Source organism: Sphingomonas sp. NPDC019816 (genome assembly GCF_050274375.1).
GTDB lineage: Bacteria > Pseudomonadota > Alphaproteobacteria > Sphingomonadales > Sphingomonadaceae > Sphingomonas.
In genome coordinates, this window is record NZ_JBNNOB010000045.1 from 1 (window position 1) to 25,000 (window position 25,000).

The 25,000-nt window shown below is 64.3% G+C and carries 22 protein-coding genes; 19 read left to right on the forward strand and 3 right to left on the reverse strand.

The features are described from left to right. The first annotated feature begins 124 nt into the window (after window positions 1-124). Genes ACQKJZ_RS08745 through ACQKJZ_RS08765 form a run of 5 tightly spaced genes read left to right on the forward strand, consistent with a single transcriptional unit; the run spans window position 125 to window position 6,826 of the window. Window positions 125-466, forward strand: coding sequence for a tryptophan 7-halogenase (locus ACQKJZ_RS08745; RefSeq protein WP_427730810.1), 342 nt, complete (start codon window positions 125-127; stop codon window positions 464-466). Continuing rightward, window positions 463-1,935: a tryptophan 7-halogenase gene (locus ACQKJZ_RS08750; RefSeq protein WP_427730783.1), complete on the forward strand. Its 1,473-nt coding sequence runs from the start codon at window positions 463-465 to the stop codon at window positions 1,933-1,935. Before ACQKJZ_RS08745 ends, ACQKJZ_RS08750 begins: the two co-directional genes overlap by 4 nt. Next, window positions 1,932-3,542, forward strand: a complete 1,611-nt coding sequence (locus tag ACQKJZ_RS08755; RefSeq protein ID WP_427730784.1) for a tryptophan halogenase family protein — start codon at window positions 1,932-1,934, stop codon at window positions 3,540-3,542. The genes ACQKJZ_RS08750 and ACQKJZ_RS08755 overlap by 4 nt, the downstream gene beginning before the upstream one ends. Window positions 3,543-3,544: 2 nt before the next feature. Continuing rightward, a complete protein-coding gene (locus tag ACQKJZ_RS08760) occupies window positions 3,545-5,338 on the forward strand; it encodes a glycoside hydrolase family 9 protein (RefSeq protein WP_427730811.1) in 1,794 nt (597 codons plus the stop codon). A 42-nt stretch (window positions 5,339-5,380) separates the two neighbouring features. Further along, window positions 5,381-6,826, forward strand: a complete 1,446-nt coding sequence (locus tag ACQKJZ_RS08765; protein ID WP_427730785.1) for a GH1 family beta-glucosidase — start codon at window positions 5,381-5,383, stop codon at window positions 6,824-6,826. A gap of 185 nt (window positions 6,827-7,011) precedes the next feature. Here the strand turns inward: ACQKJZ_RS08765 and ACQKJZ_RS08770 are convergent, their stop codons facing one another. The 3 genes from ACQKJZ_RS08770 to ACQKJZ_RS08780 form a co-directional block, all read right to left on the reverse strand. Further along, window positions 7,012-9,921 (reverse strand): TonB-dependent receptor, encoded by a 2,910-nt coding sequence (locus tag ACQKJZ_RS08770; protein ID WP_427730786.1) that lies wholly within the window; start codon window positions 9,919-9,921, stop codon window positions 7,012-7,014. A 278-nt stretch (window positions 9,922-10,199) separates the two neighbouring features. Then, window positions 10,200-11,237, reverse strand: coding sequence for a glycoside hydrolase family 43 protein (locus ACQKJZ_RS08775; protein WP_427730787.1), 1,038 nt, complete (start codon window positions 11,235-11,237; stop codon window positions 10,200-10,202). After that, complete coding sequence (locus ACQKJZ_RS08780; protein ID WP_427730788.1) at window positions 11,234-12,244, reverse strand: arabinan endo-1,5-alpha-L-arabinosidase; 1,011 nt, start codon at window positions 12,242-12,244, stop codon at window positions 11,234-11,236. The genes ACQKJZ_RS08775 and ACQKJZ_RS08780 overlap by 4 nt, the downstream gene beginning before the upstream one ends. Before the next feature lie 569 nt (window positions 12,245-12,813). Between ACQKJZ_RS08780 and ACQKJZ_RS08785 the strand changes: the two genes are divergently transcribed. From ACQKJZ_RS08785 to ACQKJZ_RS08850, 14 genes are all read left to right on the forward strand, one after another. Then, window positions 12,814-14,064, forward strand: a complete 1,251-nt coding sequence (locus ACQKJZ_RS08785; protein ID WP_427730789.1) for a tyrosine-type recombinase/integrase — start codon at window positions 12,814-12,816, stop codon at window positions 14,062-14,064. Beyond that, entirely contained in the window at window positions 14,054-14,971 is a 918-nt protein-coding gene (locus tag ACQKJZ_RS08790; RefSeq protein WP_427730790.1) for a hypothetical protein, read from the forward strand. Before ACQKJZ_RS08785 ends, ACQKJZ_RS08790 begins: the two co-directional genes overlap by 11 nt. Before the next feature lie 195 nt (window positions 14,972-15,166). Further along, window positions 15,167-15,481: a hypothetical protein gene (locus ACQKJZ_RS08795; RefSeq protein WP_427730791.1), complete on the forward strand. Its 315-nt coding sequence runs from the start codon at window positions 15,167-15,169 to the stop codon at window positions 15,479-15,481. Then, on the forward strand, window positions 15,478-15,699 hold the full coding sequence (locus ACQKJZ_RS08800; protein WP_427730793.1) for a hypothetical protein: 222 nt from the start codon (window positions 15,478-15,480) through the stop codon (window positions 15,697-15,699). The genes ACQKJZ_RS08795 and ACQKJZ_RS08800 overlap by 4 nt, the downstream gene beginning before the upstream one ends. Continuing rightward, window positions 15,696-16,166: a hypothetical protein gene (locus ACQKJZ_RS08805; protein ID WP_427730795.1), complete on the forward strand. Its 471-nt coding sequence runs from the start codon at window positions 15,696-15,698 to the stop codon at window positions 16,164-16,166. Before ACQKJZ_RS08800 ends, ACQKJZ_RS08805 begins: the two co-directional genes overlap by 4 nt. Next, window positions 16,163-17,149 carry a DUF7146 domain-containing protein gene (locus tag ACQKJZ_RS08810; protein WP_427730797.1) on the forward strand — a complete coding sequence of 329 codons (987 nt, stop codon included), beginning with the start codon at window positions 16,163-16,165 and terminating at the stop codon, window positions 17,147-17,149. Before ACQKJZ_RS08805 ends, ACQKJZ_RS08810 begins: the two co-directional genes overlap by 4 nt. Continuing rightward, window positions 17,146-18,684, forward strand: a complete 1,539-nt coding sequence (locus ACQKJZ_RS08815; RefSeq protein ID WP_427730799.1) for a DUF3987 domain-containing protein — start codon at window positions 17,146-17,148, stop codon at window positions 18,682-18,684. Before ACQKJZ_RS08810 ends, ACQKJZ_RS08815 begins: the two co-directional genes overlap by 4 nt. Further along, window positions 18,677-19,105: a hypothetical protein gene (locus ACQKJZ_RS08820; RefSeq protein ID WP_427730801.1), complete on the forward strand. Its 429-nt coding sequence runs from the start codon at window positions 18,677-18,679 to the stop codon at window positions 19,103-19,105. Before ACQKJZ_RS08815 ends, ACQKJZ_RS08820 begins: the two co-directional genes overlap by 8 nt. A gap of 174 nt (window positions 19,106-19,279) precedes the next feature. Then, window positions 19,280-19,738 carry a DUF5681 domain-containing protein gene (locus ACQKJZ_RS08825; protein WP_427730803.1) on the forward strand — a complete coding sequence of 153 codons (459 nt, stop codon included), beginning with the start codon at window positions 19,280-19,282 and terminating at the stop codon, window positions 19,736-19,738. A gap of 214 nt (window positions 19,739-19,952) precedes the next feature. Further along, window positions 19,953-20,186, forward strand: coding sequence for a hypothetical protein (locus ACQKJZ_RS08830; protein WP_427730804.1), 234 nt, complete (start codon window positions 19,953-19,955; stop codon window positions 20,184-20,186). An 11-nt stretch (window positions 20,187-20,197) separates the two neighbouring features. Continuing rightward, window positions 20,198-20,374 (forward strand): hypothetical protein, encoded by a 177-nt coding sequence (locus tag ACQKJZ_RS08835; protein ID WP_427730805.1) that lies wholly within the window; start codon window positions 20,198-20,200, stop codon window positions 20,372-20,374. A gap of 227 nt (window positions 20,375-20,601) precedes the next feature. Next, window positions 20,602-20,859, forward strand: coding sequence for a hypothetical protein (locus tag ACQKJZ_RS08840; protein WP_427730806.1), 258 nt, complete (start codon window positions 20,602-20,604; stop codon window positions 20,857-20,859). A gap of 1 nt (window position 20,860) precedes the next feature. Next, window positions 20,861-22,225, forward strand: coding sequence for a hypothetical protein (locus ACQKJZ_RS08845; RefSeq protein WP_427730807.1), 1,365 nt, complete (start codon window positions 20,861-20,863; stop codon window positions 22,223-22,225). Window positions 22,226-22,299: 74 nt separating this feature from the next. Further along, window positions 22,300-24,948, forward strand: coding sequence for a lytic transglycosylase domain-containing protein (locus ACQKJZ_RS08850; RefSeq protein WP_427730808.1), 2,649 nt, complete (start codon window positions 22,300-22,302; stop codon window positions 24,946-24,948). Window positions 24,949-25,000 lie beyond the last annotated feature (52 nt).

Below are 25,000 nucleotides of genomic sequence, written 5' to 3' on the forward strand. Positions count from 1 at the left end.
TCAGCCAGAATAGGTCACTCATCAGCGGCTCCTTCGACGCCAATGAATCAACCCTGCCTTGACCTCGCAAGCTATTTAATAGGTCCTGAGCCTAGAATATGACCGCATCCGCGACTTCCTGATCCTGCATTACCACGCCACGACGCGCGACGATTCGCCCTTCTGGAACTATGTGCGGACGATGCCGATCCCCGACAGCCTGGCAGAGAAGCTGGAGCTGTGGCGGCGCCGCGCGCGGGTGGTGAAGTATCGCGAGGGCGTGTTCCTGGATGCCAGCTGGATCGCGGTCTATCTGGGTCAGGGCATCGTGCCAGAGGGGTGGGACCCGCGCGCCGACATGGCCGGATCGGCGGAGTTGGCCGAGGCGGTCGCGGCCCTGCGCGGCGACATCGTGCGCGACGTGGGCACGCGTCCCGATCACCGCGCATTTCTGGAGCGTTATTGCCCGATGGAAGCAGCGGCGTGAGCGCGCACGAACCGATCCGCCGGGTGCTGGTCGCGGGGGGTGGGCTGACCGGCTGGTACGCCGCCGCCGCCCTGAAGCGGCGCGCGCCGTTCCTCGACGTCACGCTGCTGGCGACGCCGGTCGTGGCAGAGGCACTGGCCGATCGGATCGCCTGCACACTGCCCTCGCTGCTCGGTTTTCAGGGCGATCTGGGTATCGGCCAGGATGACGGGATCACGCGTGCGGGTGCAGGCTATCGTCTGGGCACGCGCTTCACCGGCTGGGCCGATGGACTGCCCGATTATGTGCACGCCTATGGCCCCTATGGCCATCCCATCGGGCCGGCGGGCTTTCACCTTCATTGGGTCCGCGCCGCCAAGGCCGGGCTAGTCACCCCGTTCGACGCCTTCGCCCCCGCCGCGCAGCTCGCGCGGGCCGGGCGCTTCGTGCCGCCGACGCCGGGCACGGTCTTCGCTGGCCACGAATATGGCCTGACGCTCGACATTGAGCGCCACCTAGCGATGATCCGCGCCTTCGGCCTGCACGTCGGCGTGCGCGAGTTGGCGAGGGAGATCGCAGCGGTCGAATGCGCGGATGGCATGCTGACCGAGGTTCGGACGATCACCGGCGAGACGCTGACCGCCGATCTGTTCATCGACGCCACTGGCCCTGCGGCGCGGCTTCGTGGCGCGATCGATCACGAGCGGGACGACTGGTCGCGCTGGCTGCCGTGCGACCGCCTGCTGCTGGCGGATCGACCGCAGGTGGAGAACGCGCCCGTGCTGACCCCGGTCGAGGCGCATGGGGCGGGATGGGGCTGGTCGAGCGGACGGCAAATGGGCCTGGCCTATGCCAGCACGTACCTGAGCGACGCGGAGGCCGCCGCCATGCTCGGCGGGCTTGGTGTAACGGCCGCGCCCCCGATCGCCATTCGCGCCGGCACGCGCCCCCGACCCTGGCGCGGCAATTGCGTCGCGATCGGCGACGCCGCGACCCAGGTCGAGCCGCTCGAATGGTGCAACCTGCATCTGGCGCTGAGCGCGGTCGACCGGTTGATCACCATGCTGCCCGACCGCGCCCTGGCCCCGGTCGAGGCGGCCGACTTCAACCGCCAGACACTGGCGGAGGCGGAGCGGGTGCGCGACTTCCTGGCGATGCACTATCGCACCGCCACCCGCCCCGAGCCGATGTGGCGTGCGCTGGCGCAGGTCACAGCCCCCGACAGCCTGGCGCATACGCTGGCGCAGTTCGAGGAACGCGGCCGCCTGCCCTTCTACGAAGAAGAGACCTTCACCCGCGACAGCTGGGCCGCCGTGCTGCTCGGCCAGGGTCATCTGCCGCGCCGGGTCGATCCGCTGGTCCATGCCGTGCCCCCGGCCGAGGCCAAGGCCGCCATGACGCAGATGACCGGCGCGATCGCCGCCGCCCTTCCCCAGGCCCCCGCCCATGCCGAATGGCGCGCGGCCCAGTCGAGACGCCTTTCCCGATGAGCCAGCCCCCGATCCCGGAGCATGCGATCCGTCAGGTCGTGATCGTCGGCGGCGGCACCGCCGGCTGGATGGCCGCCGCCGCTTTCGCGCGGCTGCTCAACAATGGCTATACCCACGTCACGCTGGTCGAGTCCGAGGAGATCGGCACGGTCGGCGTTGGCGAGGCGACGATCCCGCCGATCCTGAGCTTCAACCAGATGCTGGGGCTGGACGAGAACGACTTCCTCGCGGCCACGGCGGGCACGTTCAAGCTGGGCATCGAATTCGTCGATTGGGGCCAGCGCGGCGAGCGTTACTTCCATCCCTTCGGCCGTTTCGGTCAGGACCTGCAAGGCGTCCATTTCCACCAGCTCTGGCTGCGCGAACGCAGCCGGCGCGCGCTGCCCGACATCGCCGAATGGTCGATGAGCGCGATGGCCGCGAGGGCTGGCCGGTTCGGCCGGGCACGCCCCGATGCGCAGTCGCCGGTGCGCGAGCTGTTCTACGCCTTCCACTTCGATGCCGGCCTTTATGCGCGTTACCTGCGCGGCTATGCCGAGCGGGGTGGCGTGACGCGCGTCGAGGGGCGGATCGAGGGCGTCGACCTGCGCCCCGAGGACGGTCATGTCCGCGCGGTGACGCTGGCCGATGGCCGGCGGATCGAGGGTGAGCTGTTCATCGACTGCTCGGGCTTTCGCGGTCTGCTGATCGAGGGCGCGTTGGAAACCGGTTACGAAAGCTATGCGCAATGGCTCCCCTGCGACCGCGCGGTCGCGGCGCCGTGCGCGCTGCCGAACCCGCGCGAGCCCGATCCCTTCACCCGTGCGACCGCGCGCGAGGCGGGATGGCAATGGCGCATCCCATTGCAGCACCGGATGGGCAATGGCCTGGTCTATTGCAGCGATCATCTGGCCGACGACGATGCCGAGGCGCAGTTGCTGGGCGCGCTGGAGGGCGAATTGCTCGGCGATCCGCGACGCCTGCGCTTCACCGCCGGGCGGCGGCGCGAGAGCTGGAACCGCAACGTCGTTGCGCTCGGCCTGTCGAGCGGCTTCCTGGAGCCACTGGAGTCGACCAGCATCCATCTGGTCCAGGCGGCGCTGCAACGCCTGATCGCGCTGTTCCCCGACAATCGCTTCGACCCCGCCGAGCGCGCCGAGTTCAACCGTCAGATGCGCGACCTGTATGAGGATGTGCGCGACTTCATCATCTTCCATTACAAGGCGACGCGGCGCGACGACACGCCCTTCTGGAATCAGGTGCGCACGATGGACGTGCCAGACAGCCTGGCGCGCAAGATGGCGCTGTGGGCGGGCAAGGGCCGGCTGTTCCGCGAAGGCTATGACCTGTTCAGCAACCCCAGCTGGGTCGCGGTGGGCCTCGGCCAGGGCATCGTGCCGCAGCATTGGGAGCCGGCCGTCGACGCGCTCGACGAACATCTGGTCGCGCAGGCGCTGGAGCAGATGCGCGCGGGCTATGCCGACACCGCCGCGCGGCTGCCCAGCCATGGCGATTTCCTGCGCGCCACCGCCCCGTCGCCGCTCGCACCCGGCCTGACCGGCGGCACGGGATCGGGGTTCGACTTCGCCCGACAAGGTGCGACGCCCGGCCGGGGGCCGCTATTGTGAGGATGCGCTTCGCCCTGCCGCTGGTCGCGCTGGCGCTGATCGGCGCGACCGATGCGCCCGGCCCGCATCTCAACCAGATCGGCTTTCGCCCCGATACCGCCAAGCGTGCGATCCTCGCGCATGACGGCACCACGCCGCTGCCCTGGCAGGTGATCGATGCGGCCGGGCGCACCGTGGCGGAGGGGCAGACCGTGCCGTTCGGCGCCGACGCCGCATCGGGGGACATGGTTCACCAGATCGACTTCAGCCGCGTCGCCAAACCGGGCACTTATCGCCTGCAAGTCGATGGCCGGACCAGCCACCCATTCGCAATCGCCGCCGACACCTATCGCCCGCTGGCCCGCGCGGCGCTCAACTTCTTCTATCAGCAGCGCGCGGGCATACCGATCGAGGCGCGCTTTGCCGGCGGTCCGCAATGGGCGCGTGCCGCCGGGCATCTCCGCGAAGTCGTGACCTGTTTCAAGGGCCGCGATCTGGCCGGCGCCGACTGGCCGGGTTGCCCCTATACGCGCGACGTCACCGGCGGATGGTATGATGCCGGCGACCAGGGCAAATATGTCGTCAATGGCGGCATCGCGCTGTGGACGCTGCAAAATCTCTATGAGGTTAACGCCGCCGCGCCGCCCTTCCCCGATGGCAGCGCCGCGCTGCCCGAGGCGGGGAACCGCATCGACGACCTGCTCGACGAGACGCGCTGGGAAATGCGCTTCCTGCTGGCGATGCAGGTGCCCGATGGCCAGCATCTGGCGCTGCCGCTGGGGCGGCAGGGACGCGGCCCCCTGACGCTGACCGATGTCGATGCCGGCGGCATGGCGCATCACAAGGTCGCCGATCGCAACTGGACCAAGATCCCGACCAACCCGGCCGAGGATCGGGAGGAGCGACTGCTCTACCCGCCCAGTACGGCGGCGACGCTGAACCTCGCCGCCACGGCGGCGCAATGCGCGCGCATCTGGCGCGGGATCGACGACGCGTTCGCCAACACCTGCCTGATCGCCGCCGGCAAGGCGTATCGCGCGGCGCTGCGCAATCCGGACGTTTATGCCGCGCAGGCCTTTACCGGCAGCGGCGGTTATGGCGACAATGACCTGTCGGACGAGCTGTACTGGGCCACCGCCGAGCTGTTCGCCACGACCGGCATGCCCGAGCTGGCCGAGGCGCTGCACCGGATGCCGCTCCACACCGCGCCGCTCTCGGGCGAGCCGAGTTGGGGCAGCGTCGCGGTGCTGGGCACGATCACGCTGGCGACCGCCGACCGGGTCATGCCAGAGGAACGCGCCGCCGCGCGCGCCAGGCTGATCGCGCTGGCCGATCGCTTCGTCGCCGAGGAAGCCAAATCGGGCTATCACCTGCCCTATGCCGGCACCGCCTATCCCTGGGGGTCGAGCAGCAATTTTCTGAACCGGGGCATGATCCTGTCGCTCGCCGCGCGCTTCACGGGCGAGGCGCGCTACCGCGACGCGGCCGTCGACGCGATGGACTATGTGCTGGGCCGCAATCCGCTCGACCAGAGCTATGTCAGCGGCTTCGGGTGGAAGCCGCTGCGCAATCCGCATCACCGTTTCTGGGCGCATCAGATGGATGCCCGGATGCCGGGGCCGCCGCCGGGCGTGGTGTCGGGCGGCGCCAACAGCCTGAGCTTTCCCGAAAGCGCCTCGGCGGCGCTAAAAGGGCATTGCGCGCCGCAACGCTGCTGGACCGACGACATCCGCGCCTATGCGCATAACGAGGTCGCGATCAACTGGAACGCGCCGCTCGTCTGGCTGGCCAGCGAATTGTCAGCATCGCGCCGCTAAACACCTGTATTGCAGCTTATATTTTCGGAGGGGTATCAGAATATGGACCGTCGTAATTTCATGAAGCACGGCATGGCGATGGGCAGCGCCGCGCTCGCCACCGGTGGGACCGCGCTGACCGCCGCCCGCGCCGCTGCGCAGACGCCGCTCGACCAGAGCTTTCCCAAGGATTTCCTCTGGGGCACCGCCACCGCCGCCTATCAGATCGAGGGCGCGGTGAACGAGGACGGGCGCGGCCAGACCAACTGGGACGTGTTCTCGCACACTCCCGGCAAGGTCGCGAACGGCGATACCGGCGACGTCGCCTGCGACAGCTATCACCGGTACAAGGAGGACATCGCCCTGATGCGCAATCTGGGCATCAAGGCGTATCGCATGTCGCTCGCCTGGTCGCGCATCTTCCCCGAGGGGCGCGGCAAGCCCAACCCCAAGGGCATCGACTATTATAACCGCGTGATCGACGCGCTGCTCGAAGCCGGCATCCAGCCCAACGTCACAATGTTCCACTGGGACCTGCCGCAGGCGTTGCCCGGCGGCTGGCAGAATCGCGACACCGCCAAGGCGTTCGCGGACTATGCGGGCTTCATGGCGGGCAAGCTGTCCGATCGCGTCCACCGCTTCATGACGGTCAACGAACTGCGCTGCTTTACCGATCTGGGCCATATGGTCGGCATCCACGCACCGGGCCTGAAGCTGGCGCCCGCGCAGGTGAACCAGGTCCGCCATCATGGCGTGCTCGCGCACGGCTTGGGCGTGCAGGCGATCCGCGCGAATGCCAAGGCGGGGACCGAGGTCGGCATCGCCGACAACGCCAACATCTATGTCCCCGCGATCGAGACGCCCGAGCATATCGAGGCGGCCAAGAAGGCGTTCCGCGATGACAATGCGATGTTCCTGACCGCCGTCATGGAAGGCCGCTATATCGACAGCTATCTGGCCTCGGCCGGGGCGAACGCGCCGAAGGTCCGGGCCGGCGATATGGCCGTAATCGGCAGCCCGCTCGATTTCGTCGCGCTCAACATCTACACGCCGACCTTCGTCAAGGCCGACGCCAATGACCCGCGCGGCTACACCCCCCTGCCCCATCTGCCGCAGTCGCCGCGCATGGCCTCGCCCTGGCTCTATGTCGGCCCCGAAGCCGCCTATTGGGGCGTGCGCGCGGTCAGCGAGCTGTGGAAGCCCAAGGCAATCTACATCTCCGAGAACGGCACCTCGGCGGACGACACGCTCAATGCCTCGGGCCTGGTCGATGACTCGGACCGGATCATGTACCTGCGCAATTATCTGGGCCAGTTCCGCCGCGCGGCGGCCGAGGGATACCCGCTCAAGGGCTATTTCCTGTGGAGCCTGATGGACAATTTCGAATGGGCCGATGGCTATGGCAAGCGGTTCGGCATCCACCATGTCGACTTCGCCACCCAGAAGCGCACGCCCAAGCTGAGCGCGCTGTGGTATAAGGAACTGATCCGCCGCAACGCGCTGGTCTGATCCTCCCGGACCCGACATGACGAACTCCGCCGGTCGCTCGACCGGCGGGGTTTTGTTTTGCCTGACGCCGATTTGGATGCCCCGCTTTCCTCCCCTGGAAGGGGAGGAAATAGTCGCCACAAAAAAGGCGGGAATGGCGTGTGCGCCACTCCCGCCCATGAAGGGGACCCAAGATCGACGAAGGATCAGAAGCGGAAGCGGACGCCCACGCCGTAATAGCGGCCCTCGTCGCGTACGTCGCGCGGGTAGGACAGGCCATTGTCATAGCTGATATAATTGTTGAACGGCTTGGCCAGCAGGTTCGCCGCGTCGAAAGCGACGGTGATTTCCTTGGTCAGGTTGTAGTTGAACGCGAAGTCCAGACGCTGGATTCGCCGCGTACCCTCGCCATTATAGAAACCGTCGCCGTTGATGAAGTTGCCGTTCAGGAACGCGTCGCGATTGTTGAACGACAAGCGGGTCGACACGTCACCCTTTTCGTAGAACAGTGCGACATTGTACGTCCATTTCGACAGGCCGGTGATCGGCACGAACGGCGCCTCGGTCTCGGTACCGCCGGTCGAGGCGAACAGATTGGCCGGATAACGCTGCTTGCCCTCCAGATAGGTCACGTTCGCCTGGATGCCGAAACCGCTCCACAACCCCGGCAGGAAGTCGAAGAAGCTCTGGCCGCCGACTTCCACGCCCTTGATCCGGCCCTTGCCGGCATTTTCGGGCCGGGTGATCTCGATCAGGCCATAGACGGGGTCGATCGTACGGTTGACGTAGCGGTCGATGAACCCGTTCAGATCGCGGTAGAAGACCGCCGCCGTGATCGAGGCGGTCGGCGAGAAATAATATTCGATCGTTGCATCATAATTGGTCGAGGTCAGCGGCTGGAGGTCGGGGTTGCCGCCGCTGCCGAAGGCGTTGGGCCGCGTATTGAGCCCCGCCGGGAAGCGCGGATCGAGCGGCTGGTCGGGAACCACCGCCTGCGTGTTCTGCGTGATGTTCAGCGCGGGGTTCAGCTGACCGAATTCGGGCTTGGTCCGCGTCTTGGTCACGCCGAAGCGGATCTGCATCTTGTCATCGGGCCGGATACGCAACGAGACGTTCGGCAGCACGTCGACATAATTGGCGCGGGTCAGGCGCGGCTCGCTGCGCCGTACCCCGTCGAACTCGACCGTCGAGATGCCCTGATAGGTGCCGACCGTGTTGACGACACGCGTGCCGATCAAGCCATCGAAGCGGACACTGCCCAGGTAGAATTCATATTTCGCCTGACCGTAAAAGGCATAGGTCTGCTCATCGGCCAGGAACGCCTCCAGCGGATTGAGCTGGACATTCTGCGTCGCGAACCGGCCCAGCGCATCGCGATAGCCGGTATCACCCGGATTGGCCGCGACCAGTCGTGCCAGCGCGTCGTACGAGAATTGGCGAAGCTGCGCGGCATTGCCGGCAATGCCGTCGCGGCTGGGCATCAGCCAGCTGCGGAAGCCCTGGTCGGTACGGAACGCATCCTGCGTCAGACCCAGATCGCCCGTCGGCGTCTGCGCCAGCCCGATCGCCAACGGCTCGGTATAGGCATAACGATTGCCGCGCTTCAGCGAGGCGTCACGATCGGTCCAGCGCACGCCGAATTGCAGACGCGGGATCAGCGACAGATCGGTTTCCAGGTCCAGATCGGTGCGCCATTGCCACCCCTTGCCCTGGACACGATAGGTCGCCTCGAAATAGCCGCGCCAGATATAATTGGCGGGGTTCGCGTTATCGAACCCCGGCAGGTTGAACGACACGCCATTGTCGACGAAGAACCGGACATCGGCGGTCGGTGCCCGAGAGAAGGCGGTGTCGAAGCTCCACTCGTCCTCGCCATACATGGAATTGGTATAGGCGAGATCGGTCGACAGATGCGCGCGGCCGATATCCCATTTCGCGCCGCCGGCGGCCTGATAGGTATTGGTATAGCCCTTGCGCGTGCTGCGATAGGCCTCGGGACGGAAACCGCCGATCTTGGTCAGGCTGTCGACCTGCTCGGGCTGGCCGGGGCGCAGCACGACGTTGCTGAGCGTCGGGTTGTTGTCGAGCAGCGGCACGCGGAACCAGTCATTGGCGATCTCGCCGCGATAGCCCTGATAGAGGAAGTCGTAATAGAGTTCGAGATTATGGGCCGGACGCCACTGGACGCTGGCGTTGATCGCCGGGCGCCAACGCTTGCCGCTGTCGTTATAGACGCCGACCGCTGTGGGAATCTTGAAATCGCGACCGACCGAGGCGGGCAGCACCGTCGTACCCGTGGTGGGATTGACCACGCTGGCCTCGCCCCAGCGCACCGCGTTGCGATACTGCGCCTGGGTATAGGCGGCGTTGATCAACCAGCCGATCTCACCGATCGCGGTGTCGGCGCGCTGGCTGAGCAGCAGGTTGCCCAGCGGGTCGAACTTCTTGGTCTGGTCGTTATACGTGCCGCGCACGCCGCCGGCGACGGTCAGCCCCTTGTCGAAGTCGAAGGGGCGACGCGACCGCACGTTGATCAGGCCCGCAAGGCCCGGCTCCAGCAGATCGGCGGTGCCCGACTTGTACACTTCCAGGCCCGCGAGCGCGCCGGCGGGAAAGTCCTGAAGTGCGGCACGGCGGTTCTCGGCGGTGAAGATGTCGCGACCGTTGAAGGTGGTGGCCACGTCGGGCAGACCGCGGACCAGCACCTGGGTCACTTCGTCGCTATAGCGATTGACCTGGATGCCGGTCACGCGCGCCAGCGATTCGGCCGCCGTGTTGTCGGGCAATTTGCCGATGTCCTGCGCCACGATGGCGTCGAGGATCGCGTCCGAGTTGCGCTTGATCGCCTGCGCGCAGCCCAAGCTCGCGCGATAGCCGGTCACGACGATGTCGCGCGGGTCGACATTGCTATCGAGATTTTCGGTCGCCTGCGTGCCGGGGCTGCGACCGGCGGCGCTGGCGGTGGCCTGTTTGCGCGCGACGGGGGCCTGCGCCTCGATCGGGGCGTTGGGGTCGGCGGCCTGCGCCTCCTGAGCCGGCGTGACCTGCTGCGCCATGACGGGCGCCGCGATCAGCGCCAGCGGTGCGACCGACAGCAGCAGACTATGGTGCTTCATTCCTCATCCCCTCGTACGGCCCGAACTTTCGGTACCTGGCGAGGACATTTGTCTGACTATCGGAAAGGCCCGTCAACCCTGTATGACAAAAAGATGAAGTCGTTAGGATGGCGTGGATTTTCGGTCACACCCCCCGAAAAAGGGCAGTTTACCGTTGTTAGCGCCATCAGCTTTGATTTCATTAAGGAATTTATGAATTCCTGAAATCTCACCGCGACGCCGACATTGCGATACTTTGTCTGGGTTAATCGCGATCATGCCGGCGCCGGGTCGCCGATTCAGATGATGGTCGGCCCATTCGCCAGCGGCCGACCGAAATCGGGCGTTCCATCAGCACGATAACCGAATCGTTGCACGCGCGTGTCGCGATTGGGGTCGTACAGCGGATCGCCGGTGATCTTCTCATAGTCCCGCGCATGATAGACCAGCACGTCGCGGCCGGCCCGATCGACGGTGAAGCTGTTATGTCCGGGGCCGAAGACGCGGCGTTCGGGCGCGCTGCGGAAAACGGGCTCGGGCGTCTTGGTCCAGGCGGCAGGGTCCATCAGGTCGGCATCGTCGCGCGCGGTCAGCATGCCCATGCAGTACCGCGCATCGGTGGCGCTCGCCGAATAGGTCATGAAGACGCGTCCGTTGCGGATCAACGGCGCCGGCCCCTCCGCCACCTTGAACCCCTGTATTTCCCACGGCAACGTCGGCACGGTCAGGCGGGCGGGCCTGGCCGCCAGGGTCGTCGGGCTGGACAGCGGCGCGAGATAGAGGTTGGAATTGGTGTCGATCCCCGGCTCCTTCTGTGCCCAGGCGAGATAGCGGGTGCCGCGATGGACGAAGGTCGTGGAATCCAGCGTGAACGTATCCCACGGCGTCTGCAACTGGCCCAGTACCGACCATCGCCCCTTGACGGGGTCCGGTCCGTCGCACTGGAGGACATAGGTGCGGATGTGGAAGACGTCGCCGCCGTCGCCCGCCGCGACATAGACATACCAGCGGCCATCGATCTGGTGGATTTCCGGCGCCCAGATATGCCCGGCCATCCTGCCCGATGCCGGCCGCCGCCACAGCACCGTCTCGGGCGCGGTCGCCAGTCCGGCGATCGTCGCGGCACGGCGCAGCACCACCCGGTCATATTCGGGGACCGACGCCATGAAGGTATAGAGCCCATCCGCCTGAAGCGCGATCTGCGCATCGGCGCGCTGCCGGATCAGCGGGTTCGTCACCCGCTCGCCCTCCGGTCGCCGCCGTCCCCATGCCGGCGTCGCGGCCAGTGCGGCCCCGCCTGCGATCAGCGCGCGCCGGGTCAATCCGTTCGAAATCATGATGTCTCCCCTTCCACGATCGGCCAGCCCTGCGCGTCCCAGCGCAGCCGGGCGAGGCGCAGCGTGGAGGCGCCCTTCGCTTCGGCATCATAGGCATGGTGTATCAGATAGTCGCGGCCGTCCCGGTCATGCAGGACGCCGGCATGGCCGGGCCCGCGATACCGGTCCGCCGGTCCGGCGCGCAGCAACACCGTGCCGCCCCCGTCCAGCATCGCCCGCCCCGCCCGGTCGCGATACGGCCCCTCGATCGATCGCGCGCGTCCGACGCGCAGATGATAGCTGCTCATCGCGCCGCGACAGCATCGGTCGAACGACACGATCAGCCAGTACCAGCCGCCATGATCGACGATGAACGGCGCCTCGATCGCGTTGCCGCCCCCCTCGCTATCGCCCGCGGCACGGCGGGCGATGGTGCGGATCGCGGCATTGGCGGCCGGCTTGCCCGTGCGCGGGTCGAGCCGCACCAACTGGATCCCGTCCCAGAAACTGCCAAAGGCCAGCCACTGCCCGCCATGACGGTCGCGCGCAAAGGCCGGATCGATCGCGTTGAAGCCATCCCCCGGCCGCGAGGCGACGACCAGCCCCTCGTCACGCCAGCCATGATCGGCGCTCGCGGGGTCCAGCGTCACCGCACTCGCCAGGCCGATGGCCGAGCGCTGGCTGCCGAACGTCGATACCGAGTAATAGAGTCGATAGCGTCCATCGACCTTCGCGATGTCGGGCGCCCACATCTCGCGCGCGTCGGGCACCGCCGCCAGCGCCCATGCCGGGATCGCGGCCAAGGGGGACGGCAAAGCGCGCCAATGCACCAGATCGGGCGAGGTCCGCGCGATCAGCGGCCCCCGCCCCCGCTGTCCAGTCGAATACGCATAGTAATGCGCGCCGTCGCGGATGAGCACCGGATCATGCGCGGGCGCGATATCCCCCGACAGCCGCAGGCTGGGCCCATCGGGCGCCGCCACGGCGCCGATCAGCGCCAATCCTGCCAACGCCGCCACGCCACGCATCGGCCTGCGAAGACGGATTCGGCACCGGGCAAGCGAGCCCATAGCGCGGCCCATCCTCTCAATTCATGTGGCGGGCCATAATGTCCCGTCCTCGTCATGGAATCCTATGGTCGGACATAAGATAGCGCAAGAGCAGCCGTCGCGTGCCCCGTCGATCCGGCCATCTAGCGAGCATCGTACCCCACATCCGATGGGCAGCTTCCACACCCGCCGGGCGCCGGTCGGCCGCGCTTGCAATTGCGCGCCTAGGACCGGCTCCGCGTCCGGGGTGAACCGACCAGGCACCGAACGGCGTTGACGATCACGCCCGTCGCAGAAGATGATAGCGGCGATGGGTCAGCGAGCGTCGGCTTGCATGGTCACGTCGACCACATCCAAGCCCGTCCCCGGTGCCCGACTTTGACCGGAAATGGTGCCCCTGGCCGGTATCTAACTAGTTGACCGCCACCGTTCGTTCCCGACCGCTTCCCCTCCTATGGAGAGAACAGATAAAGGCCATATGTTCCGTAATCGTTCGTGGACGTTCGCTATAAGCCGCGATATAGTGAGGGAACGGTTGAGGGAGAATTATGGGCAAGCTGACAGCCCTGTCGGTCAAGAACGCCAAGCCGGGACGCCATGCCGATGGTGATGGTCTGTACCTGCTTGCCAAGCCGACTGGCGCAAAGTCCTGGCTGCTGCGCGTACAGGTCGATGGGCAGCGGCGGGATATTGGCCTGGGCTCGGTCGACACGTCGAGCCGCGTCGGAGCGGATCGCAACTCCCCTCCCCCGATCGCAATACCCATCCTGCATAAGAGAGTCCTGACGCTCAGCGAAGCGCGGGAGAAGGCTGGGCTGCTGCGCACGGCCGCCAAGTCCGGCCTGGACCCTATCGCTGAGCGCGACCGGGAGCGCCGGAAGGTGCCGACATTCGAGGAAGCAGCGAAAGCGACCCACGACGCGCTGAAGAGCGGCTGGTCGGAGAAGACCGCGACCGTCTTCCTCAACTCGCTCAAGAATCACGCCTATCCGTCCTTGGGCAAGATGCGTGTCGACCGGATCGATGCCGAGCATATCCGGGACGCGGTTGCTCCCATCTGGACGAGCAAGACCGACATGGCGCGGAAAGTGAGGTTCCGTATCAGCAAGGTGCTGGACTTCGCCAAGTCGAAGGGGTGGCGGAAAAGTGAGGCGCCGCGCAAGTCGGTGACGGTCGGCTTGGCCAAGCAGGCACAGGGCGGGAATTACGCCGCCATGCCCTATGACCAAGTCCCAGCCGTCGTGGCGCAGCTGAATGCCGGGGTAACAACCAAAGGGCGCCAGGCGCTATTGCTGACGATCCTGACGGCCGCCCGCTCGGGTGAGGTTCGCTCGGCACGGCGCAAGCATTTCGACCTCGATAAGGCAGAGTGGCACCGACCACCCGAGGTGATGAAGGCCAGGACCGCGCATACCGTCACGCTGAGCAAGCCAGCGGTCGCGCTGCTGAAACAGATTTTCGACGAAGGCGGGCATGAGCCCGACGACCTCGTCTTCCCCAACCGTAAAGGTGAGCAGCTTTCTGATATGACGTTGAGCAAGGCCCTGCGGGACGCGGGACACGCCTATACCGTGCATGGCTTCCGCAGCTCGTTCCGGGACTGGGCAGCCGAGAAGATGCCAGAGGTGCCCGACGCAGTTGCCGAAGCCGCCCTGGCTCACGTCGTGCCCGACAAGGTGATCCGCGCGTACAAGCGCGCCAAGTTCCTGGACATGCGGCGCGGGCTGCTGGAGGCGTGGGGTTCGTTCGCCAGACCGATGACCTCGCACACAAACGGGGTACAGAATTTTGGCGAATAAGCAGCTCGACCCGGAAGAGTGGGCGCGTGACCTCATGCACGACCTTGATGTCTTGGGCGGCAAATACCTTGAAGCACGACAATCTCGGGATTGCGTCAGCCGACTTGGCGAGCCGCCGCAAACCCTGATCGCTGCCATCGTGCAACGTGTTACAGGAGCTCTGAGGGCCATCCCAGCCTTTGAGGACAATCTCGGAGTGGCTGCGCTGCACGATCTTCAAGGCGCGCTGCTTGACTTGCACATCGGGAAAAGGCCGCCCCTGCTGCAACCCCTGCCAAATGCGGGAAGCGCGAAAGATACTCTGAGCCGCCAACTCGTGAAGCAATATGGCCTGTTGGCGGTAAAAGTCCTCGTGTCCTGTGGCTCGCCTCAATTGGAGGCTCGCTCGCTCGTCGCCAACGCCCTGTCAGCGACGGGACACGTCGGCCGCAAAGGTGGGAGAATTACGGAGAAGACCATTTGGGAATGGGACGTCAAGGCAGATCACAAGGCCAAGGCATTTCTAGCCCGTCATCATGACGAGGTGGTTTCGAGCGTCGGTGGTGATCTGGAGCGCGCTAAAAAGTGGGCTGATATGCGACTCCGCCAGCCGGGCATGGCGACTAAAATCTGGTTAAGCCCTATCCTAACCGGATGCCATCACGTTCAATTCCGTAGTCGCCCGCTGGCGTTCGCCAGCATGATGGAGGCGGCAAATGCAACCTGTGCTTCACCCAATCAAAAACTTCTGCGCCGCATACGGTGTTGGAAAAACAAAGGCTTACGAGCTGATCGCGTCCGGTCAGCTGGAGTCAGTCAAGATCGGCCGGAAGCGGTTGATTACCGATGCCAGCGCGCGTCGTGCCCTGCTTGGCGAGGCTGCGTGATCAGCCATGGTAACTGGAAAGGGGCACTCGCGCCCTATTAAGCGAGAAAGCCGCCCGGCTGGCACCGTGCGGCTTCCCGAAACTTGTCAGCTTGGCTGCGACGAGTTCGGAAATAGCACCTCCGCCCTACAGCTTCAACGGCTGAATGCCGCGTTCGGATTGACCGGTCTTCGGGCCGAACTGATCGCGTCCCTTCATTGGGGCGCCCTTCCCTCTTACAACGAGGGGATGCGGTGATGCGCCAGACCGACACTTCAGTCGCAGCATGGGCATCCATTGCGGACGCTGCGGGCCACCTTGAGCGCATCGTCATGAAAACGCTGCATGCACATCCCAATGGCCTGACGGTTGACGAGACCTGCGCTGCTGCCGGGTATCCCCGGTACAGCTTGCAGCCCCGTTTCACGGCCCTGAAGGACCGCAAGGCCATCTTCGACACCGGCTTGCGTCGTCGCAACGTCAGCGGCGCGAAGGCAATCGTCTGGCGGATCACTCAGTTCCAGTCGGACGCTGCGAACGATAGCGATGCCCAGAAGGGCGGTGCCGCATGATGACCGTCGAGTTGTTCAGCGGCACGACGCCGGTCGGGGACGGGTTCACCGTCTCCTTCCGGTTCGCCAACCAGCAGCTTGAGGCGGACTGGTCCCCCCGCATGCCGATCGGCCCCGCTGGTCAAAAATACCTCCCGGCCTATCGTCTGGCACGTGACGAATTCCTGCGTCTTGTCGCCAAGCGGACCGGGATCAGCATGATGGTGGTCGACCTATGAGCGGCGCCATCATTCCCATCGCGTCGCGCCAGACGCCTGAGGTGCAGGCCCGTGCGATCGCTGCTGTCACCGCCTTGCGGCGGCAGGCGAATGAATCACGCAGCCTTGACCGCGTCCTGGGCGTGGATCGCGGCATCGTCGGTTATCCGACGCTCGACGCCTGGTATCGTGCTCAGCCCGTCCCGAAGGGGCGGCTGGGTGCGCGGCTGCGCCTCTCCGCCGATGAAAAGCGGCTGTATGGCCTGCGCCCGTCCGCCGAACTGATCGAACTGCGTGGCCTGGGTGAAGAGTCGGAACGCTGGTCGGTCTGCGTCTTCCCCGTCGCGAGCGGCTACATCGTCGGGGTGAAAGCCCCCATGGGCGGCGGTGGCGTAGGCGTGCGCTTCACCAAGTCGCATCAGGCATCGGATTATGCCCACCGCCTATCGGTCGAGCATGATCTGCCCATCGTGGAGCGTTACGCATGACCCGGCGGCTCGATACCAACGCGCTCGCCTCCGTCGTTGCGAGCATCCGCGACCGTTTCCCATTGTCGGGGGTTGCTGCCAAGGCGGGCGTGAAGCTGCAGCGTGCAGGCCGGGAATGGAAAGCATGCTGCCCGTTTCACCCCGACAGGACGCCTTCGTTTACGATCTACAAGGACGATCAGCGCGCCCATTGCTTCGGGTGTGGCTGGACTGGTGATGTCCTGGACTTCGTGAAGGCAGCATATCGCGTGTCGCTGTTCGAGGCGATCGACATGCTGGACCGCGGCGCTTTGCGCGAACTGGAGCAGCAGCGCGCCCCTGCAAAGCCTAAGGCCGATATGCGGGCAGTCGCTCAGCGGATTGTCGACGCGTCCATGCCGATCAACGGCACGCCTGCGGAAGCATACCTGCGCTCGCGCGGCATCGTGATGCCGCTGCCGCATAGTCTGCGGTTCGCTCGGATCGCTCCCCCGAAGATCGAGGGCAACGGGCTGTTGGCTGCGAATGGGCCTGACCCGCTGCCCGCTCTGATCGGCATTGTAACGGACGCGGCGGGCGTGTTGCTCGGGCTACAGCGCACCTATCTGACGGATGATGGGCGCAAGGCGGCAACGGTGCCGACTGAAACCGATCGCAAGCCAAAGGTGAAATACAGCCTGGGCAATGTGGTTGGTGGTTCGATCCAGCTCGGCCCGCCGTCAGCGAGCATGATTGTCACCGAAGGGCTTGAGGACGGTCTGACGCTTGCCCAGGCACTGGGGCGGTCTGTGTGGGTTGCGGCAGGCACTTCAATGATGCCGCAGATGACGTTCGCGGATGTGACCCGCGCTATCGTCATCGGAGCCGATGGCGACGCTGCTGGATCCGTCGCTGCGGGAAAAGCAGCAGAGGCGTTCGCAGCAACGGGCTTGGCGGTGCGGATCATGGGCCCGAACCCACCCTATAAGGACTTCAACGATGAGTTGATGGGGACGCGGTCATGAGCGCGGCATCCATGCAATCGCGGTTCGACGACGCGGAGGCGTTCACCTCGATGCCCTTCGAAGGGTACGCGACCTCGGGGCGCACCGCTGGATGGTCGACGCCCGACATGTCGGTTACGCGCGCCAGCCTTGCGCCCGCTCCACTTTTCCCCGGCGATGTGCTGGGCGACCTGATGCCGCTCGTTCGGGATCTGGCCGCGGGCAAGGGTGCGCCGGTCGACTATGTCGCTATCGGTGTCCTGACCGTTGCGGCATCGCTGATCGGCGGCAAGCGCTGGGTTTCTGCCTGGGAGGGCTTCGACCAGCCTTGTATCCTGTGGGGCGGTCTTGTCGGTGACCCGTCGTCCAACAAGTCACCCGGCATCGATGCCGCCACCCTCCCCTTGCGCACTATGGAAGGTGAACTGGCCGAGCAGCACCGCATGGTCCTGATGAGTCATGCCACCGTCGCGGAGCGAGCCAAGGCAGAGCGGAAGCAGTGGGAGGACAGGGTAAAGCAGGCGACCAAGGACAACGCTGAAACCCCCGACATGCCCGAAGAAGCTGAAGCGCCGGAGGCGCCGCAGCGCCCACGCCTGATGGTTCAAGATTCGACGCCAGAGGAAATGGCATCAATCCTGGCCGGTAACGTCAACGGTACACTGCACCTGCGTGACGAGCTGGCCGGATGGCTGGACAGCTTCGAACGCTATTCGCCTGGTGGCCGGGCGTTCTGGCTCGAGGCGTATGGCGGGCGGCACTTCGTCGTCGACCGTAAAAGCCAGACCAAGCCACTCGTCGTACCGTTCAACGGCGTCAGCGTCCTGGGCGGCATTCAGCCGGACAAGCTGCGGGACGCTCTACTTGGCGTGTCCGACGATGGCCTCGTGGCACGATTCATGTGGGTATGGCCGGAAGCGATCCGCTTCAGCCGCCCGCGTCAGATCGCTGACACCGCCCGCTTGGATCGGCTCTATCGCCGCCTTCAGCAGATATATCGTCCCGCAGACGAGACGGTGACCATCCCGCTTGATGCCCGCGCCGCTGACGTCTTCGAGGAGTGGATCGCTGACAACGATGCCGACGTGCGGCAAGCGGCAGGTCTTTATGCGTCCTGGGCGGGCAAAGCGCGTGGCCTGGCGCTTCGTCTCGCTCTGACCCTGGAGTATCTGACCTGGGCGGACGTTGGCGGGCGTGAACCGTCCTGCGTCTCAGTGCTGTCCCTGACCAACGCCCTGACGCTGATCGAAGACTATCTCAAGCCTCACGCGCGGCGGGTCTTTGGCGACGCCGCTCTGCCGCCGGTTGAGAAGGACGCGGCAGCGCTATCCCGGTTCATCGTTAAGGAGCGGCTCGAGCGGATCAATGCGCGTGAGGTGCAGCGCAACCCAAAGCTGCCGTCCTTGGGGAACAAGCAGGACGTCGAGGCGGCGGTTGAAGCGCTGATGGAAGCTGGCTGGCTCCGCGAAGGCTTTACCCGGCAAGGCGACGGCCCGGGACGTCCGAAGAAGGACTATCTGGTCAATCCAGCAGTGCATGGTGCGGCCCATGGGTAACTGGCGACAATCGGCGGCGGCGGCGCTGGCAGACACGGCGCCGACCTATATCCGCACAACCGCCTATGGCCTGCCAGCCGCCGTAGAAGCGGGCCTTCGGGCGCTCGCGAAGCAGAAGCCACCGCGATTGGCCAGCCCCGACGAATGGCACGCAACCGTTGCCGACGCGATCCGGCTGGCGTCCGAAGGCTGGGCGACCACCGCGCTGTCGATGGGCTGGACCGAGCACGACGTGTTCGGGATCGGCCCGCATGGCAGCAACGAATGGCTGTCGCTCACGGTCTGGATAGCGGGACGGCCGATCATTGCGATGGACGACCACCGCGCGTTCACAGCCGACGACGTCTATTATCTCGAACGCTGGGGTCGACCCAACACGACCTTCGTGGGCCCGGTGATGCTGTGGGAGATCGGCCGGTGACCGGGCCTATTGTCCCTATTGTCCCTATTGTCACGGGGGCTGCGTCTCGATCCCTGGATGCCTGCGCCCTCGCGTCGTCCCCTAAAAAGACCTCTATCTATCTATATAAAAAGGAGAACGCAGTGACGCACACGGAGGCTCTGACAATAGAGACAATAGCGACAATAGGTCGCGTTGGTCACGCCGTACGACGGGACGGCGCCGATGGTTGAGCCCCGTAATCCGGCCGAAAAATCGGGGGACGGTCGCTTCAAGCCCGGCAACCCTGGAAAGCCGAAGGGCGCGCGTTCGCGGGTCACTCGGGCCATCGAGGATATGCTTGGGGGGCAGCACGAAGCACTGACCAAGGCGGCGATCGACAAGGCGCTGGAGGGCGACACGGTTGCCCTTCGCCTGTGCCTGGATCGTCTGGCCCCACCCCGTCGGGACGCGCCAGTATCTATTGAGCTGCCCCCGGTTCGATCGGCGGCCGATGCGGTCGAAGCGTCAGCGGCGGTCCTGGCGGCAATATCCGCAGGCGACATCACCCCGGACGAAGCTGGGCGCGTCATGGCCCTGCTGACGGCGCACAAGGCAATCGTGGAAGCTGGGGACCTGGAACGCCGCATCGCGGCATTGGAGGAGAAGAACTGATGCCCTCTATTAACATCCGGCTCACTCGCCTCGAGCAGTCAGCCGCTGGTCCGCTTTCTCCGCACATCCGTCGCTGGTTGGGAGAGTCCTTGACCGAGGCCGAGAATGCCCAAGCCGATGCAGAGTGGCAGCGTATCCAATCCGGGGCACCCATCGACCTATCACGCCAGAATGCAGAGGCACGCCACTGGCTCAGCAAACGGGGGATGATCGCATGACCTTGCGCACCCGCCTGATCAAGCTCGAGGACCGCACCGACGGCAGCGGGTTGTCACCTGCCGAACGCGAAGCCGCCATAGCGCGATATGCGGAAACCTTCAGCCAATCCGCTGGGGCCTTTCCCAACGCCATGCGCCCTGACGCCTATCGTGCGGCAATCGAGCGCACCCGTAACCTTGGTCAGCAGCGGGTTATCGCCTGCATGCTGCCCGGCGACGACGACCTTTAGGAGAAACGATTATGACGATTAAGCGCCGCATCGAACGATTGGAAACGACGGCAACGGGTAATGAAACCGATGTGCGCCTGCACTTCGTGAATGATTGGGAGCCAGATCCGGCACCACCCCCCGTGTCAGGCAATGAGCGGCTGATCACGGTACGATTTTGCCGCCCAGCAAAACAAAGATCTATCTGACCCTTGGAAGTTTAGACACCAAAAGACCCCGGCGCGGGGTGTGGCGCGATGGTGCTACAAATCCACTAAGCAGTCGAGGGTATTATGGCAGCCGAAGTTCACAACACTCAGACCCATTTCCGCATCAATAGTGGCCTTCTTCAAAAGGCTTCTGATAAGGCGAAGAAGAATGGAATGTCTCTTTCCGAATTTCTTCGCTCCGCTGTGAGGAATGAGGTGAGGTACTGATGGGCATTCTAAGCATAGTGTCACCTGGCCTGTTCCAATCTGTCCATCAAGCGTTCGTGCCGCAGTACGACGAGGTAATGCGTAAGGCGGCAATCACCTACGTCGTTCAGCAGGTGGATATGCCCTATGATGATGCCGAGGCGTACCTCGACTCAATTTACATGCTTCGTCCTGACCAAATGCAGACGCGGCAGGGTTGGGCATCCTTAGCCATCCTGATCTTCGCTGGGCTTGTGACCCCTCCGACGGAGCATTGACATGGAATTGGACGGCTATCTTGGCGCCTTAGGCCAGCTACCCAGCTACGACCAGTTGCGGATGAACGCCTTAACTATCAGAGGCGCCGAACTCCAGAACCAGCAAGCCGAGCAGGCCCAGATGGCGGCTCAGGCAGACCGCGAACGTGCGATCGCTCGGTCGCAAGTCCGCAACCAGGCACTTGCTGCTTACCAGGCGCAACCCACCTCGAAGGGCGCTGTTAGTCTGATAACTAATTATCCTGAGCTGGCCGAGCCCGTCAAAGAAGCGTGGAAGCTGCAATCGGATTTGGCCCAACGGCAGCACTTATCGTCCCTGTCGCAAGTCCGTTATGCATTGGCCAACGGCCGCGCGGATCTGGCTGAGCAGGTCGCGCGGCGTCATATCGACGCGTCGAAGAATTCGGGGATGCCCGCTGACGATGATGAGGCGATGATTGAAACGATCCGCACGAATCCAGCGGCGGCGTTGGCAAACATCGACGGTTTGATTGCTGCGATCACTGGGCCTGAGAAATACGCGGACACCGTTAAATCGCTGGGCGATACGACGAAGACGCTCGGTGAAAATTCGCGCGCGCAGGACTTGCAGCCCGGCCTCATTCGCAAGGGGCTTGCCGAAGCGGACCAAGCCGAGACCGCTGCGCAGTATGCTCCAAAGGTAATCGAGTCGAATTTGGCGACCGATGAAGCACGGCGCCGTGACATAGCCAGTCAAATCGATACACGGGCAGGGCAGTTGCAGATCGCCCGCGATACGCTTGAAAGCAACGTTCAGCTCAAGTTGGATGAGTTCGAGCGGAATGGTCAGCGCCCCGATCCCGGTTCGGTGGGACTAATGAACAATGCGGTTATCAGCGGTTCCGCAAATTCCGCGTTGGCGGAAGAAACGCGCAACTTGGCGGACCAATTCGCAGCATCGAGTGCCCGAGGTGGCATGTTTTCCGGTTTGGCAGAAATGTCGAAGGGCTTTTTCGGTGCCCAGGATGGCGTGTCAGTGTTGCGCAGTCGTTATCAGCAATTGCGAAATAGCGCAGCAATCAAATCGCTCCCGCCCGGCCCTGCCAGCGATAAGGACATCAAGATTGCTCGCGAGGGTTTTCCATCTCCCAGCGCCCCGCGCGATTACATCGTCTCATGGTTGCGGGGCATGGCCAAGATGCAGGACATCGTGGCGGCCCAGGACAATGCTCGTGCAGAATGGATCGCTGGCAATGGTAACCTTGGACCTGCTCGCCGGGATTTGACCGTTGGTGGTGTGCAGATCCCCCGTGGCACCAGTTTTGGTGATTTTCAGAAGCGGGCCAGTGCAAGTGCTTCGCGCCAGCGGATACCCCCCCGTTCCTATATGGAGTTTGCCCGCTGATGCCCGCTTCTCGCGCAGGTAGTAACGGACCAACGTCATACCGTGATCCCGCATACGATGCGTTGGATCGCTCCGTGGAAAACCAGCTCGATCTTCCCAAGGGTTTACTGGCCAGCGTCAGAACGAGGGGCGAGCGAACCAACTCCGATCAAGTCTCCAGCGCTGGAGCGCGAACCGTGTATCAGGTGACGCCGACCACGCGGTCACTGGTGATGAACAAGTATGGCGTGGATGCCTATGCGGGGCCGCAGCAAGCTGCGTTGGCCGCCGGGTACATTCTGCGCGAGGGACTGGACCGCAATGGCGGCAATCGAGCCGCAGCCGTGGCAGAATATCACGGGGGGACAGACCACCGCCAGCATGGACCCATCACCAAATCCTATGTCGCCCGCGTGACGGGCGATGGCGGTCGATCGACGTATGACAGGGTGCAGGCAAAACGTGCTGCCGATAGGGAGGCGCAGAGCGGTCCGAGCCTCGCGAAAGTGTACGCCGCATATCGTCAAGGCAGGATGAGCCCGGAACAGGCCGCACAGTTCGAGCACGATGTAAATGCTGGTGCCATACTGCTACCGCCGGGTGGACAATTGAAGAAGACGCCCGCAGCGCCGCAACTGCCAGCAGGCGTTGTCAGCGCGTACAATGACATGAATAGCGGTATGACGATCGAGCAGCGGCAGCAGATCGACAGCGATTTACAGGAAGGCGTCGTTTCGTTGCCTCGGTCGGCAAAATTGAACGCTTGGCGGCCGATGACGACTGCCGAAAATATCAAGCGTGGCCTGGGTTTGGGTGTCCGTTCGATCATTGAAGGCGTCGGTGAAGCCGGAGGGTTAGTGAATACCGTCCTGAACGCTACCGGCCTCCCGCAGCGCTTGGCGGGCAAGCCGCTAGCAATGCCCAATGACCCGTCCGTCAACATCGCGGATAAGCTGGGGCTTCCGAAGCCTCAATTTGATTCCGAACGATTGCTGTCGGCCGTTGAGCGCGGTGCAACCGGTGGGCTGCTGACATACGGCGCGGGTACGGCAATTGGCGCGCTGCCGGGTGTAACTGGCGCTGTGGGCCGTGCGATCGCCTCGGCACCAGTGACCGATGTTGTTTCTGGTGGTCTAAGCGGCGGCGCTTCTGAAAGCGCACGGCAGGCCGGTTTCGGTCCCATGGGCCAATTTGCAGCAGGACTCGCGGGTGGATTTGCTGGTGTCGGCGGGGCTGTCGCAGCTGAGCGGTCAATCGCTCGCGTGGCCGGTCGGAAGTCTGCTTCCGAAGTGGCTGCTACGACGCCCCGTGATGTTGTCATTGACAGTCGTGGCGGGGAACTGACGGAGGAGGGGCAAGAGCTAATTGCGCGCCATGGCTTTTCACCTGACGAAGTGAAACGCGCCTACGATGACTCCGCCGCAGCACCTGGAGGCGACGAGGTGGTATCTGTGGCGACACGGCCTGATGTAGCCGAGGCAGAAGCACGCGTGCAACAAGCGTTGGAGAACGTCGGTCGATCCGGTGGCCGGGTTGAGCTTCGTAATGGTGAGTCCATTTCGCTCGATCCGGCTATGCCGAGCCGTGTAGACCCCAATGCATTGGCAGCGGCTGAAGTTGAATTGGGAGCCGCGCGCCGCGACCTCGACGCTGCTCGTGCCGCAGCCGACCGCACGCCGCCGGTGGCCGCGCCACCCCCTCCGCCGCCAGAACCGCTGCCGACTGTGACCGCCCCCACGCAGGGATCAGCATCGGCACCGACGCCTTCCGCTGGCCGCACATCGACTGAGCGGACGCTTGAAGCCGAGGAAATGGGTATCCCGCTTACACGGGGGCAGGCCACCCAAAACTTTGCGCTTCAGGATGCCGAGCAGACCTTAAGCGCCCAGGCATCTGGAGAAGGTGACAAGGCGAGGAAATTCCTTGTCGAGCAGGCCGATAAGATCAAGGCCGCGGCGACACGTTTTCGTGAAAGCTTTGGTTCACCTGATCTGACTAAAACCGAGCGCGGGCAGCTCGTCAAGGACGCGCTCCGCGAACTGCGCGATCAAGGGCGGTCGGGTATCAATGCGCTATACCGCGAAGCCCAGCAAATGGGGGGCGACGCGATCCCGCTCGATCGAACCGCCATCACCGAAACGGCAAAACGCGTACTTGTCGAAGCAGACGTTCCTGACGGCGTAAAGAACGTCATTCGGCAGGAGATGGCGCGCTATGGCATGCTTGGGAAGAACGCCGTCACCGCTGAGGATGGACTGACGACCGTCAAGCTCAATGACGGGCGCAAGGTGCAGTTCTATGGTGATCCTGAACCCCTGACGATCGGCAACGCAGAGCGTTTTCGCCAAGCGATCAGCGCCCAATATATGACGGACGGTCCACGGAAACTGTCCCAGTCCATCAAAGGCGCGGTTGATGATGCTGTCGAAGCCGCCGTAGAAAGTGCTGCGCGCAACGGTGTTGATGGGCCGGTTGGCGCGAAACTAGGGCAGGCACGCCAAGCTGTCGTGGAACAGAAGGAGACGTTTGCAGCCAAAGACGTGGTGCAAAAGCTGATCGATTGGCGCAAGGGAACTCGCACGGATGTCGTGCTGCCAGAATTTGCTATTCGCGATGTGCTTGCTGGCGACCTGAGCAATCTTGGGCGAGTGAAGTCGGTGCTTCTTTCGAAACCGACGCCTAAGAGCAAAGCCGCTTGGTCTGAGGTGGTCCCGCCTTCTTGGACAGGTTTGCGGCTAAGTTAAGCTAATCCCGGTTGTCATTCACGCCGCCTGTTTGATCATCAGATCATGGGGG

What these genes read in the sequence shown, in the direction of transcription:
- ACQKJZ_RS08800 (WP_427730793.1), top strand. Translation starts at nt 15,478, where the DNA reads ATGATGACCGTCGAGTTGTTCAGCGGCACGACGCCGGTCGGGGACGGG.
- ACQKJZ_RS08815 (WP_427730799.1), top strand. Translation starts at nt 17,146, where the DNA reads ATGAGCGCGGCATCCATGCAATCGCGGTTCGACGACGCGGAGGCGTTC.
- ACQKJZ_RS08795 (WP_427730791.1), top strand. Translation starts at nt 15,167, where the DNA reads ATGCGCCAGACCGACACTTCAGTCGCAGCATGGGCATCCATTGCGGAC.
- ACQKJZ_RS08765 (WP_427730785.1), top strand. Translation starts at nt 5,381, where the DNA reads ATGGACCGTCGTAATTTCATGAAGCACGGCATGGCGATGGGCAGCGCC.
- ACQKJZ_RS08805 (WP_427730795.1), top strand. Translation starts at nt 15,696, where the DNA reads ATGAGCGGCGCCATCATTCCCATCGCGTCGCGCCAGACGCCTGAGGTG.
- ACQKJZ_RS08770 (WP_427730786.1), bottom strand. Translation starts at nt 9,921, where the DNA reads ATGAAGCACCATAGTCTGCTGCTGTCGGTCGCACCGCTGGCGCTGATC.
- ACQKJZ_RS08830 (WP_427730804.1), top strand. Translation starts at nt 19,953, where the DNA reads ATGACCTTGCGCACCCGCCTGATCAAGCTCGAGGACCGCACCGACGGC.
- ACQKJZ_RS08760 (WP_427730811.1), top strand. Translation starts at nt 3,545, where the DNA reads ATGCGCTTCGCCCTGCCGCTGGTCGCGCTGGCGCTGATCGGCGCGACC.
- ACQKJZ_RS08780 (WP_427730788.1), bottom strand. Translation starts at nt 12,244, where the DNA reads ATGCGTGGCGTGGCGGCGTTGGCAGGATTGGCGCTGATCGGCGCCGTG.
- ACQKJZ_RS08810 (WP_427730797.1), top strand. Translation starts at nt 16,163, where the DNA reads ATGACCCGGCGGCTCGATACCAACGCGCTCGCCTCCGTCGTTGCGAGC.
- ACQKJZ_RS08785 (WP_427730789.1), top strand. Translation starts at nt 12,814, where the DNA reads ATGGGCAAGCTGACAGCCCTGTCGGTCAAGAACGCCAAGCCGGGACGC.
- ACQKJZ_RS08775 (WP_427730787.1), bottom strand. Translation starts at nt 11,237, where the DNA reads ATGATTTCGAACGGATTGACCCGGCGCGCGCTGATCGCAGGCGGGGCC.
- ACQKJZ_RS08840 (WP_427730806.1), top strand. Translation starts at nt 20,602, where the DNA reads ATGGGCATTCTAAGCATAGTGTCACCTGGCCTGTTCCAATCTGTCCAT.
- ACQKJZ_RS08835 (WP_427730805.1), top strand. Translation starts at nt 20,198, where the DNA reads ATGACGATTAAGCGCCGCATCGAACGATTGGAAACGACGGCAACGGGT.
- ACQKJZ_RS08820 (WP_427730801.1), top strand. Translation starts at nt 18,677, where the DNA reads ATGGGTAACTGGCGACAATCGGCGGCGGCGGCGCTGGCAGACACGGCG.
- ACQKJZ_RS08845 (WP_427730807.1), top strand. Translation starts at nt 20,861, where the DNA reads ATGGAATTGGACGGCTATCTTGGCGCCTTAGGCCAGCTACCCAGCTAC.
- ACQKJZ_RS08755 (WP_427730784.1), top strand. Translation starts at nt 1,932, where the DNA reads ATGAGCCAGCCCCCGATCCCGGAGCATGCGATCCGTCAGGTCGTGATC.